Genomic DNA, 12,316 nt, shown 5'->3' with positions numbered 1-12,316 from the left:
CGCACCCATGACAAAAGGATTTCGGGGATGAACAAGACTCTTGTGGCCTGGGCGCTCGCCCTCGGCGTGGCCATGCCGGCGGCGGCGGCCACGGGCGTGTTCGGCAGCTACCTGGCCATCGATACCGACGGCGCGGGCGCTACGGCCCCCACCTGGTATGGCGCCCAACAGCCCGGCAGCCAATGGTTGTCTGCCTTCGGCGGCGCCAACCTCGGCAGCTTTGCGCTGGGCTCGACCGCGACGCTGGCCGGCGCCGAACTGCTCACCTGGAAGAACGGTGGCGGCGACATCACCGGTGCCACGCTCAACTGGCGCGTCGATGGCGGCAGCTACCAGAGCATCGCCATCGGCTGGACGGCCAATTCGACGTTCACCGACGTGGCGGGCAACACCTTCACCAACTGGGGCGACCAGAAGTGGGCTGGCCTGAGCACCTCGTCCACCAACTTCCTGGCAGGGCTGTCGGCCGGCACGCACACCCTGCAGGTGTATTTCACCGGCCTGTCCAACGAAGGCAACCGCGACTCCGGCTCCGCCGCCAACCCGTTCTCGGCCAGCTTCGCCGTCACCAGCCCCGTGCCCGAGCCGGCCAGCCCCATGCTGCTGTTCGCGGGCCTGGCCCTGTTGGCCGTCCTCAAGCGCCGCCGCGCCTGAGTCAACAAAAAGGGCTGCCTTCGCAGGCAGCCCTCGTGGCACTGCCGGCACTGGCGGGCCGGCCGGTTCAGTGCTTCAGAGCAGGTGCTTGACGCCGTCCTGCTCGTCCAGCAGTTCCTTCAGCGTCTTGTTGATGCATTCCTGCGAGAACTCGTCGATGGCGATGCCTTCGACGATCTTGTACTCGCCGCCTTCGCAGGTGACCGGGTAGCCGAACATGACCTCCTTCGGGATGCCGTAGGAGCCGTCGGACGGGATGCCCATCGTGACCCACTTGCCGTTGGTGCCCAGGGCCCAGTCGCGCATGTGGTCGATGGCGGCATTGGCGGCCGAGGCGGCCGAGGACAGGCCGCGGGCGGCGATGATGGCGGCGCCGCGCTTGCCGACGGTGGGCAGGAAGGTCTCGCGGTTCCAGGCCTCGTCGTTGATCATCGCCTTGACCGACTGGCCATCGATGGTGGCGTTGCGGTAGTCGGCGTACATGGTCGGCGAGTGGTTGCCCCAGACGGCCAGCTTCTCGATGGAAGCGACGGCCTTGCCGGTCTTGGCTGCCAGTTGCGAGGCGGCGCGGTTGTGGTCCAGGCGCAGCATGGCGGTGAAGTTCTTGGCCGGCAGGTCAGGGGCCGACTTCATCGCGATGTAGGCATTGGTGTTGGCCGGGTTGCCGACCACCAGCACCTTGACGTTGCGCGAGGCGACGGCGTTCAGGGCCTTGCCCTGGGTCGTGAAGATGGCACCGTTGACGGCCAGCAGCTCGGCGCGCTCCATGCCCGGGCCGCGCGGGCGCGAGCCCACCAGCAGCGCGTAGTCGGTGTCCTTGAAGGCGGTCATGGGGTCGCTGTGGGCCTCGATGCCGGCCAGCAGCGGGAATGCGCAGTCTTCCAGTTCCATGATCACGCCCTTCAGCGCGTTCTGGGCCTTCTCGTCGGGAATCTCCAACAGCTGAAGGATCACGGGCTGGTCCTTGCCCAGCATTTCGCCGGAAGCAATACGGAACAGCAGGGCGTAGCCGATCTGGCCGGCAGCGCCGGTGACGGCGACGCGAACGGGTTTCTTGCTCATGGGATCTCCGAGGGACAGTTGGTGAAACGGTGAACCCGGCGAGTTTACGGGCTTACCCTTGGCCATTCCTTTCAAGGGCTGCGCTTCGTGCTCGAATGCGCTCATGCCCAAGAGCCCCGCGCCGCTGTACGAGCAGATCCGCCAGCTCATCGTCGCCGCGCTCGCGGCCGGCGAATGGCGGCCGGGCGACGCCCTGCCGAGCGAAGCCGCCCTGGCGGCCCGCTTCGGCGCCAGCCCGGGCACCGTCCGGCGCGCGCTGGACGAACTGGCCGCCGAGCACCTCGTCGACCGCCGCCAGGGCAGCGGCACCTTCGTGTCCACGCATGCGGCGCCGCGCGAGCCCTTCCGCTTCCTGCGCCTCGTGGCGGACGACGAGGCCCGCGGCTTCAGCCGGGAACTGCTCGGCTGCCGGCGCGTCAGGGCGACGGCCGAGGTGGCCCGCACCCTCGGCCTGCGCACGGCCGAGCCGGTCATCGAGGTGCGGCGGCTGTTGCATCGGCGTGACCGACCCGTCGTGCTTGATGAACTCTGGCTTCCCGAGCGGCAGTTCGAAGGGCTGACGACCGAGGTGCTCGAAGCCCACGCGGGTGCGCTGTATGCCCTCTTCGAGGCCCGGTTCGGCGTGCACATGGTGCGGGCGGAGGAGAAGCTGCGCGCCGTGGCGGCCACGCCCGAGGCCGCGCGGCTGCTGGGTGTGGAAGAGGGTGAGCCGCTGCTGAGCGTCGAGCGGCTGGCCTTCACCTATGGCGACCGGCCGGTCGAATTGCGGCGGGGCCTGTACCACACGGCGTCCGATCATTACCGCAACGACTTGAACTGAAGCTGACGATGGCGCAGTGCAGCATCATTCACGGTCGGGTTAACGCTTGGCCCTAGAATCGTTTGGTTTCACCCCGATTACGCAGGGCTCGACCATGACGGACAGCGCCAAGACAAGACCCGTATACCGAAACATCCACGTCTCCCAGATCGTCAGCTACCGTCTCCCGCCTGCGGGCTGGGTGTCGATCCTGCACCGCGTCAGCGGTGTCGTGATGTTCGTGCTGCTGCCCTTCGTGATCTGGATGCTGGACAGCAGCCTGACCTCCGAAATTTCCTACGACGCGTTCACCAACGTGTTCGTCGCCGGTTTCGCCGGCATCCCGGCGGTGCTGGTCAAGCTGGTGGTGCTCGGCCTCATCTGGGCCTACCTGCACCACTTCATCGCCGGCGTGCGCCATCTCTGGATGGACGCCACGCACAGCGTCAGCAAGGCGCAGGGCCAGAGTTCGGCCTATGTCACGCTGGGCCTGAGCCTGGCGTTGACGGTGCTGCTGGGCGCCAAGCTGTTCGGCTTGTACTGAACCTTCTCCAAGGACAACAACAATGAGCACTTTCGGCTCCAAGCGCCTCGTCGTCGGCGCCCATTACGGCCTGCGTGACTGGCTCGCCCAGCGCGTCACCGCCGTGCTGATGGCCCTGTTCACCGTGGCCGTGCTGGCCCGCTTCCTGATGCCCGGCGAGCTGGGCTACGACCACTGGGCCGCCGTCTTCGCGCCCCAGTGGATGAAGGTCCTGAGCTTCGTGGCCGTGCTGGCGCTGGCCTACCACGCCTGGGTCGGCATCCGTGACGTCTGGATGGACTATGTCAAGCCCGTCGGCATCCGGCTGGCCCTGCAGGTGTTTTCGATCGTGTGGCTGCTTGGCTGTGCCGGCTGGGCAATCCAGGTGCTTTGGAGACTGTGAGATGACGGCAAAGACAACTGGAAAAATCGCGACCCGCAAGTTCGACGTGGTCATCGTCGGGGCCGGTGGCTCCGGCATGCGGGCTTCGCTGCAGCTGGCCCTGGCCGGTCTGAACGTGGCCGTGCTGTCCAAGGTCTTCCCGACGCGCTCGCACACCGTCGCTGCCCAAGGCGGCATCGGCGCCTCGCTGGGCAACATGAGCGAGGACAACTGGCACTACCACTTCTTCGACACCGTCAAGGGCTCGGACTGGCTGGGTGACCAGGACGCCATCGAGTTCATGTGCCGCGAGGCGCCCAAGGTCGTCTACGAGCTCGAGCACTTCGGCATGCCGTTCGACCGCAACCCCGACGGCACCATCTACCAGCGCCCCTTCGGCGGCCACACCGCCAACTACGGCGAGAAGCCCGTGCAGCGCGCCTGCGCCGCAGCCGACCGCACCGGCCACGCCCTGCTGCACACCCTCTACCAGCAAAACGTCAAGGCCCGCACGCAGTTCTTCGTCGAGTGGATGGCCCTGGACATCATCCGCGACGCCGAGGGCGACGCCGTCGGCGTGACGGCCCTGGAGATGGAGACCGGCGAGGTCCACATCCTGCAGGCCAAGACCGTGCTGCTGGCCACCGGCGGCGCGGGCCGCATCTTCGCGGCCTCCACCAACGCCTTCATCAACACCGGCGACGGCCTGGGCATGGCGGCGCGCGCCGGCATCCCGCTGGAAGACATGGAGTTCTGGCAGTTCCACCCCACCGGCGTGGCCGGCGCGGGCGTGCTGCTGACCGAAGGCTGCCGCGGCGAAGGCGCCATCCTGCGCAACAGCAACGGCGAGCGCTTCATGGAGCGCTACGCCCCCACGCTGAAGGACCTGGCCCCGCGCGACTTCGTCTCGCGTTCGATGGACCAGGAGATCAAGGAAGGTCGCGGCTGCGGTCCCAACAAGGACTACGTGCTGCTGGACATGACCCACCTCGGCGCCGAGACCATCATGAAGCGGCTGCCCTCGGTGTTCGAGATCGGCCACAACTTCGCCAACGTCGACATCACCAAGGAACCCATCCCCGTGGTGCCGACCATCCACTACCAGATGGGCGGCATCCCGACCAACGTGCACGGCCAGGTGGTGGTGCCCAGGAACGGCAAGCCCAACGACGTCATCAACGGGCTCTACGCCGTGGGCGAGTGTTCCTGCGTGTCGGTGCACGGGGCCAACCGCCTGGGCACCAACTCGCTGCTCGACCTGGTCGTCTTCGGCCGCGCCGCGGGCAACCACATCGTCGACTTCAACCTCAAGACCAAGTCCCACAAGGACCTGCCCAAGGACGCCGCCGACAAGACGCTGGCCCGCCTGGCGCGGTTGGACTCGGCCACCAACGGCGAGTACGCCCAGGATGTCGCCAACGACATCCGCGCCACCATGCAGAAGCATGCCGGCGTCTTCCGCACCCAGGCGTCCATGGACGAGGGCGTGCAGAAGATCAAGGAAATCGCCCAGCGCGTCGGCTCCATCGGCCTGAAGGACAAGTCCAAGGTCTTCAACACGGCCCGCGTCGAGGCGCTGGAAGTGGAGAACCTCATCGAGGCTGCCCAGGCGACGATGATCTCGGCCGCCGCCCGCCCCGAGAGCCGCGGCGCGCACGCGCACAACGACTACCCGAACCGCGACGACGCGAACTGGATGAAGCACACGCTGTGGTACTCCGAAGGCAATCGCCTGGACTACAAGCCGGTGAACCTCCAGCCGCTGACCGTTGAGTCTGTTCCGCCGAAGGTGCGGACGTTCTGATGTATTTGCGGGACAGACCGCCCGAGCGAAGCGAGTAGCTCTGTCCCCAACTGACTAGGACTGATTTATGAAGCGCACCTTCCAGATCTACCGCTACGACCCCGACAAGGACGCCAAGCCCTACATGCAGACCCTCGAGGTCGAGCTGGACGGCCACGAGCGCATGCTGCTCGACGCGCTGGTCAAGCTCAAGGCGGTCGACCCCAGCCTGTCCTTCCGCCGCTCCTGCCGCGAAGGCGTCTGCGGCTCGGATGCGATGAACATCAATGGCAAGAACGGCCTGGCCTGCCTCACCAACATGCGGACCCTGCCGGGCACCATCGTGCTCAAGCCGCTGCCGGGCCTGCCCGTCGTGCGCGACCTCATCGTCGACATGACGCAGTTCTTCAAGCAGTACCACTCCATCAAGCCCTACCTCGTCAACGACAACCCGCCGCCCGAGAAGGAGCGCCTGCAGTCGCCCGTCGAGCGCGAGGAGCTGGACGGCCTGTACGAGTGCATCCTGTGCGCGAGCTGCTCGACGAGCTGCCCGAGCTTCTGGTGGAACCCGGACAAGTTCGTCGGCCCGGCCGGCCTGCTTCAGGCCTACCGCTTCATCGCCGACAGCCGCGACGAGGCGACCAGCGAGCGCCTCGACAACCTCGAGGACCCGTACCGCCTGTTCCGCTGCCACACCATCATGAACTGCGTGGATGTCTGCCCCAAGGGCCTGAATCCCACCATGGCCATCGGCAAGATCAAGGAACTGATGGTCCGCCGGGCGATCTGACGACGATGAACGACGCCGCCCGGGCCCTGATCGACGAACGTGCGCTGTCCAAGCTGCGCTGGCGCTGCCGTCGGGGCCTGCTGGAGAACGACCTCTTCATCGACCGCTTCTTCACCCGGTACGCCGAGACGGGCGTCAGCGTCACGCAGGCCGAAGGGCTGACGATGCTGATGGACCTGGCCGACAACGACCTTCTCGACCTGTTACTGCGCCGCAAGGAACCCAGTGGTGAAATCGACACCGCTGCCGTGCGCGAAGTCCTTGCCGACCTGCGCACCTGATGCTTTTCAAAACCCATAGGACCGCACCATGACTCCGTCCGACGTGAAAGCCACCCTGTCGTTCTCCGACGGCAGCCCCTCGATGGAACTGCCGCTGTACAAGGGCACCATCGGCCCGGATGTCATCGACATCCGCAAGCTGTATGGCCAGACCGGCAAGTTCACCTACGACCCGGGTTTCCTGAGCACGGCCTCCTGCAACTCCACCATCACCTACATCGATGGCGACAAGGGCGAGCTGCTCTACCGCGGCTATCCCATCGAGCAGCTCGCGGTGAACTGCGACTACCTCGAGACCTGCTACCTGCTGCTCTACGGAGAGCTGCCGAACGAGAGCCAGAAGGCCGACTTCGAGAACCGCGTCATGCACCACACGATGGTGAATGAGCAGATGCAGTTCTTCCTGCGCGGTTTCCGCCGTGACGCCCACCCGATGGCCGTCATGACGGGCCTGGTGGGTGCGATGTCTTCGTTCTATCACGACAGCACCGACATCAATAACCCCGAGCACCGCGAGATTTCGGCCATCCGCCTGATCGCCAAGATGCCCACGCTCGTGGCCATGGCCTACAAGTACACCGTCGGCCAGCCCTACATCTACCCGAAGAACGACCTGTCCTACGCCGGCAACTTCATGCGCATGATGTTCGCCACGCCCTGCGAGGACTACAAGCCCAACGACGTGCTGGTCCGCGCCATGGACCGCATCTTCACGCTGCATGCCGACCACGAGCAAAACGCCTCGACCTCGACCGTGCGCCTGTGCGGCTCGTCGGGCACCAACCCGTTCGCCGCGATTGCCGCGGGCGTGGCCTGCCTGTGGGGCCCCGCCCACGGCGGCGCCAACGAGGCCTGCCTGAACATGCTGGGCGACATCCAGAAGCAGGGCGGCGTCGCTCGCATCGGTGACTTCATCAGCAAGGTCAAGGACAAGAACTCCGGCGTCAAGCTGATGGGCTTCGGCCACCGCGTCTACAAGAACTACGACCCGCGCGCCAAGCTGATGCGCGAGACCTGCCACGAAGTGCTGGCCGAGCTCGGCCTGCAGAACGACCCGCTGTTCGAACTGGCGATGAAGCTGGAGCAGATCGCGCTGGAAGACGAGTACTTCGTCGCCCGCAAGCTCTACCCGAACGTCGACTTCTACTCCGGCATCGTGCAGCGCGCCATCGGCATCCCGGTGCCGCTGTTCACCGCCATCTTCGCCCTGGCCCGCACGGTCGGCTGGATCGCCCAGCTCAATGAGATGATCGGCGACCCCGAGTACAAGATCGGCCGCCCCCGCCAGCTGTTCGTCGGCGCCGCCCCGCGCGACGTCAAGCCCATCGCCCAGCGCTGATGGCCGGCTGACCGGCATTCGCCCACCGCGAACCCCTCGGTATCCCCGAGGGGTTCTTTCGTTTCAGACAGGCCCCGATGTCCGCACCAGAGATCCTCGTCCTCGGCAGCGTCAACCGCGATCTGATCGTGCACGCGCCGCGCCTGCCCCTGCCGGGCGAGACGCTGCGCGGCCAGCGCTTCGGCTCCTGCCTCGGTGGCAAGGGCGCCAACCAGGCGGTGGCCGCCGCGCGGCTCGGCGCCCGGGTCGCGCTGGCGGCGCGCGTCGGCCAGCGGGAGAACGGCGCGGCCATGGTGGCGCAACTGGCCGGGGAGGGCGTCGACACGCACTTCATCGCCCAGCCCGCCGACGAGGTGCCCGGCGTGGCGCTGATCGTCGTCGGCGCCGAGGATGCCGAGAACCAGATCGTCACCGTCGCCGGTTCCAACGGCACGCTGCCGCTGGAGCAGGTCGAGGCGCTGGAACTGGAGGGCCTGCGCTGGCTCGTCGCCCAGCAGGAACTGCCGCTCGAAAGCGTGGCCCGCGCCTTCGAACGCGCCCGCGCGGCCGGCGTCAGGACCCTGCTCAACGCCGCCCCCTTCCGGCCCGGCTGCGAACGCCTGCTGCCCCTGGTCGACCTGCTCGTGGTCAACGCACTGGAGGCCCAGGCCCTCGTCACCCTGCTGGGTGGCGGCCCGGCATCACCCCTGGCCCTGGCCCAGGCGCTGCGCGCGCAAGGACCGGCAGCCGTGCTGGTGTCCCTGGGTGGCGACGGCCTGTGCTGGGTCGACGCCGAGGGCGCCCTGAGCGTGCCGGCCCGGCCGGTGAAGGCGGTCGACACCGTCGGTGCCGGCGACACCCTGGTCGGGGCCCTGGTCACCGCCATGGCCGAGGGCCAGCCCACGGCCCGCGCCCTGGCCTTCGCCCAGGCGGCGGCCGGCCTGGCCGTGTCCCGACCCGGCGTGCAGGACGCCATGCCGCGCCGCGAGGAAGTCGATCGGCTGCTCGCACAGAACCCCTGAATCCCACGAGGAGAACGAGATGTCCCAGACCCTGCTGCTGCCCCGCTGGCTGCTGACCATGAAGCCCGGCGAGGGCGTGCTCGACGACCATGCCGTGTTGATCGACGGCGAGCGCATCGCCGCCGTCGGCCCGCGCGCCGAACTGCTGGCGCAATACCCGGGTGCCGCCCGCGTCGAGCTCCCGGGGCAGGTCCTCATCCCCGGCTTGATCAACGCCCACGCGCACTCGGCCATGACGCTGCTGCGCGGCGTGGCCGACGACGTGCCGCTGATGGACTGGCTGCAGAACCACATCTGGCCGCTGGAGAAGCGCTGGGTCAGCGAGGAGTGGGTCTACCTCGGCTCCCGCCTCGCGGCCGCCGAAGGCCTGCGCAGCGGCACCACCTACATCAACGACATGTACTTCTTCCCGACGGCGATGGCGCGAGCCGCCCTCGACTCGGGCGTGCGCGCGGCGGTGTCGATGAACGTCATCGACTTCCCGACCGGCTATGCCAGCGGCCCGGACGACTACATCGCCAAGGGCATCGCGGCCTACGAGCAATACAAGGGCGAGACCCTGCTGGACTGGACCAGCGCGCCGCACGCGCCCTACACCGTTTCGGACGAGACCTTCGTCAAGCTGCGCGACCTGGCCGAGAAGCTCGACATCCAGATGCACTGCCACATCCACGAGACCGCCGTCGAAGTGGAGGACGGCCTCAAGGCCCATGGCGTGCGCCCCATCGAGCGGCTGGACCGCCTCGGCCTGTTCAGCGAGCGCATGATCGCCGTGCACATGGTCCACCTCAATGACGCTGAGATCGAGCTGATGGCCAGGAAGGGCGTGCACCTCGTGCATAACCCCAACTCCAACCTCAAGCTGGCCTCGGGCGTCATGCCGCTGAAGGCGCTGGAGGCGGCAGGCGTCAACACCATCCTCGGCACCGACGGCGCGGCCTCCAACAACCGCCTCGACATGTTCGGCGAGATCCGCTCCGCAGCCCTGCTGGCCAAGGGCATCACTGGCGACCCGACCGTGGCCACGGCCCGCACCGCGCTGGAGATGGCGACGATCCGCGCCGCCAAGGCCATGGGCCGTGGCGACGACCTCGGCTCGCTGGAGGTGGGCAAGCTCGCCGACTGCGTCTCGGTCTCGCTGGACAGCCCGGAATGCCAGCCCGTCTACAACCCGGCCGCCCAGCTCGTCTACGTGGCCGGGCGCGAGCACGTCAGCAACGTCTGGGTTGGCGGACGCCAGGTGCTGCGCGAGCGCCAGCCCACCACCATCGACGTGCCGGCCCTGATGGCCGAGGTGAGCGACCTGGTGGGCCGGATGAAGGCATCCTGAAATGAATCAAGCCCGACTCTGCAGGGCAGAGTCGGGCTTGTCCTCCAGCGACTCCCGCTGATCCGGCTTTGCCGGGCAGACGGGAGTGCCCCCTTGAGGGGGCGGGCGTAGCCCGCAGGGGGTGGGCTGTCACCCGGGCATGAAGTGCACCTGCCTGGCCACCAGCACGCCGTCCTTGACCGAGCCCTTGATCTCGACCTTGGCGCCGTTGGCCAGCTTGCTGGCGTCGCCGTCGATGAACTTCACGCCCGTGCCCGAGGCGTCCACCTTCTGGCTGCCGACCTTGAAGTCGGCCGCGCTGACGAAGTCGCCGATCAGGCCGCCGAGGTAGACGTAGTCGTTGCCGGCGTCGTCCTTTTCAGGCTTCTGCAGCTCGATGCTGATCGCCGTCAGCGTGACGTTCGTCCCCGTGCCGCTCACCGTTGCCTTGACGCTCAGCCGCGAGCCGTTGACCAGGTCGGCCAGCTGCGTGCCGGCGGGCTGCAGCTGGGTGTTGGGGGTGATCTGGACGGTGTAGCTGCCGATCTGCAGGCTCTGCGCCGTCACGTTGAAGGCGATGCCCGAGAAGCCGATGGTCTTGGCCGTTCCGGGCGTCGAGACGACGGTCACGCTCGTGGCGGTGAAGACGCCCGTCGACGCCGAGTAGCTGCCCTCCACACTGACGCCCAGACCGGCGGCCAGGTTGGCGAAGCTCTTGCCGTCGGGGCTGATCTTGGTCGTGTCGGTCCACTTCACCGTCGTGCCCAGCAGCGTGAAGGTCTTGGCGGTGGCGTCGACGGCCGTGATGGCTCCGGCCAGACGCTCCGGCTTGTCGGCCGGCGGCGGTTGCACGGCGACCTCGGTGGCCTTCACGCCGGCGGGCGTCAGCTGGCCCGTCACCTGAACCCAGGCGCCCGCGGCGAGGTCTGCGGCGCTGCCCTTGGTGAAGGTGGCGGCGCTGGCGTCCACCACGGTGCCACGCAGCGTGAAGTTGGCGATGGACACGTAGTCCGTGATCTGGCCGATCAGCAGGGCCTTGATGGCGGTGTCGTTCTTCAGCACCTTGAGCCAGTCGGCCTTCATGGCGCCGTCCTTGATGGTGCCGTGGGCGAGGGCCTGGGCGCCGTTGACCACGTCGGCTGCCGTCGTGCCGTCCTTCAGCGTCGCCGTGCTCGCGTCCACGAGGACGTCGCCGATGCGCAGGCTGGACAGGCTCTGGAAGTCGCTGACCGGACCGCCGACCGTCGTGTCCGACGAATCGGGGAGTTTGCGGGCCTTGACCTCGACGGCGCTGGCGGTGAGCACCGTCTTGCCGCCGCTCGTGGCCGGGGCGTTGGCCGAGACGACGCTGACCAGCTTGCCATTCTCGATGACGGCACCCGTGGGCAGCAGCTTGGCGTCGGCGTAGTTGACCGTCACGCTGCTGTTGCCGACGAGGGTGAAGGTCTTGGCCGTCGTGTCCAGCGCCTGCACGGCGCCGCTGATGCGGAAGAGCTCGGTGCCGTCCTTGGCCTTGCGCTCGATGCGGGTGGCCGTGATGCTGCCGTCGCTGGCCACGGTGCCGCTGACCTTGACGAGGTCGCCGACGGCCAGCTGCGCCAGGCTGGTGAAGCCTTCGAAGACCGTGGGCAGTTGCCCGGTCGTGGTCGTCTTGATGGTCTGGCCGAAGACGTTGAGGGTGCCGCCCGCCGTGTCCACCGCGCCGACCGTGCCGACGAGGGCGAAGTTCACGACGAGGTTCTGCAGCACGCCGTCCTTCAGCTCGGCCTGCACCCGCATGCCGGTGTGCAGGTCGCCGAGGGTGCCGGCAACCTGAGCGTCAGGGCTGTTGGCGAACGCCACCTTGGCCTGGCTGTCGTCGTAGCGCACGCCGTTGATGACGACGCTGCCGAAGCCCGTGATGGTGCCGTCCACGACGGAGGCGGTACTGGCGCCGGGCGCCGGCGTGGCCGGCGTCTGGGTGGCGGTGCCCGCGCTGCCGCCACCGCCGCCACAGGCGACGAGTACCGCTGCGCTGAGGGCGCAGCTCAGGGCGCACAGCCCCCACTGCAGTTGTTGCTTGAGTCGTGTCATGGACTGCCTCTGCTGTTGCGGGTCCCCCGCGAGGACCCTTGTTGTCGATGGCGCAGGGCCCCTCGTGAGCCCGCGAAAACCAGTCTGCCGAGCGCGGCTGTGCGCTGGCTGTCGACCTGTGACGAGTTGTTGCGGAGTGGCCTTGCAGGTCGTGCGCTAAGTCACGAACCCCGGGCCACGGCCGACTGGCGGCAGGCATGGGCGACTGAGCGGCTCCTGACCCTTTTTCCGCTCATCCGAGCGGGACTGCCGCTCGTCTTTCGGCGCCACACCGGAGGCCCTAAGTAGAATCCCGGGCGCCCGCACGCCGCCCTTGTCCC

12 protein-coding genes are annotated in these 12,316 nt (G+C 67.8%); 10 read left to right on the top strand and 2 right to left on the bottom strand.

Going from position 1 to position 12,316, the window contains the following annotated elements; all coding sequences use genetic code 11:
* The first annotated feature begins 27 nt into the window (after positions 1-27).
* Positions 28-654, top strand: a complete 627-nt coding sequence (locus LXT12_RS04620; RefSeq protein ID WP_233389948.1) for a PEP-CTERM sorting domain-containing protein — start codon at positions 28-30, stop codon at positions 652-654.
* 75 nt (positions 655-729) lie between these two features.
* Here the strand turns inward: LXT12_RS04620 and LXT12_RS04615 are convergent, their stop codons facing one another.
* Entirely contained in the window at positions 730-1,716 is a 987-nt protein-coding gene (locus LXT12_RS04615; RefSeq protein ID WP_233389947.1) for a malate dehydrogenase, read from the bottom strand.
* Positions 1,717-1,819: 103 nt separating this feature from the next.
* Here LXT12_RS04615 and LXT12_RS04610 point away from each other — a divergent pair, with 103 nt between their 5' ends.
* From LXT12_RS04610 to LXT12_RS04570, 9 genes are all read left to right on the top strand, one after another.
* Complete coding sequence (locus LXT12_RS04610; RefSeq protein WP_233389945.1) at positions 1,820-2,536, top strand: GntR family transcriptional regulator; 717 nt, start codon at positions 1,820-1,822, stop codon at positions 2,534-2,536.
* Positions 2,537-2,630: 94 nt separating this feature from the next.
* Positions 2,631-3,059 carry a succinate dehydrogenase, cytochrome b556 subunit gene (gene sdhC, locus LXT12_RS04605; protein ID WP_233389943.1) on the top strand — a complete coding sequence of 143 codons (429 nt, stop codon included), beginning with the start codon at positions 2,631-2,633 and terminating at the stop codon, positions 3,057-3,059.
* A 22-nt stretch (positions 3,060-3,081) separates the two neighbouring features.
* Positions 3,082-3,441 (top strand): succinate dehydrogenase, hydrophobic membrane anchor protein, encoded by a 360-nt coding sequence (gene sdhD / locus LXT12_RS04600; protein ID WP_233389941.1) that lies wholly within the window; start codon positions 3,082-3,084, stop codon positions 3,439-3,441.
* Position 3,442: 1 nt separating this feature from the next.
* On the top strand, positions 3,443-5,224 hold the full coding sequence (gene sdhA / locus LXT12_RS04595; RefSeq protein WP_233389940.1) for a succinate dehydrogenase flavoprotein subunit: 1,782 nt from the start codon (positions 3,443-3,445) through the stop codon (positions 5,222-5,224).
* A 67-nt stretch (positions 5,225-5,291) separates the two neighbouring features.
* Positions 5,292-5,993, top strand: a complete 702-nt coding sequence (locus tag LXT12_RS04590; protein WP_233389938.1) for a succinate dehydrogenase iron-sulfur subunit — start codon at positions 5,292-5,294, stop codon at positions 5,991-5,993.
* Positions 5,994-5,998: 5 nt separating this feature from the next.
* Complete coding sequence (locus LXT12_RS04585; protein WP_233389936.1) at positions 5,999-6,274, top strand: FAD assembly factor SdhE; 276 nt, start codon at positions 5,999-6,001, stop codon at positions 6,272-6,274.
* A 28-nt stretch (positions 6,275-6,302) separates the two neighbouring features.
* Complete coding sequence (gene gltA / locus LXT12_RS04580; protein WP_233389934.1) at positions 6,303-7,613, top strand: citrate synthase; 1,311 nt, start codon at positions 6,303-6,305, stop codon at positions 7,611-7,613.
* A gap of 77 nt (positions 7,614-7,690) precedes the next feature.
* Positions 7,691-8,614, top strand: coding sequence for a ribokinase (locus LXT12_RS04575; RefSeq protein WP_233389931.1), 924 nt, complete (start codon positions 7,691-7,693; stop codon positions 8,612-8,614).
* Positions 8,615-8,633: 19 nt separating this feature from the next.
* Positions 8,634-9,944, top strand: a complete 1,311-nt coding sequence (locus LXT12_RS04570; protein WP_233389929.1) for a TRZ/ATZ family hydrolase — start codon at positions 8,634-8,636, stop codon at positions 9,942-9,944.
* A gap of 129 nt (positions 9,945-10,073) precedes the next feature.
* Here the strand turns inward: LXT12_RS04570 and LXT12_RS04565 are convergent, their stop codons facing one another.
* Complete coding sequence (locus LXT12_RS04565) at positions 10,074-11,996, bottom strand: DUF5666 domain-containing protein (RefSeq protein WP_233389927.1); 1,923 nt, start codon at positions 11,994-11,996, stop codon at positions 10,074-10,076.
* Positions 11,997-12,316: the final 320 nt, after the last annotated feature.

Source organism: Pelomonas caseinilytica (assembly GCF_021353235.1).
In the GTDB taxonomy this organism is placed as follows: Bacteria; Pseudomonadota; Gammaproteobacteria; order Burkholderiales; family Burkholderiaceae_C; genus Pelomonas; species Pelomonas caseinilytica.
The sequence above is the reverse complement of the archived record's forward strand: the minus strand, read 5'-3'. Positions and strand labels throughout refer to the sequence as shown.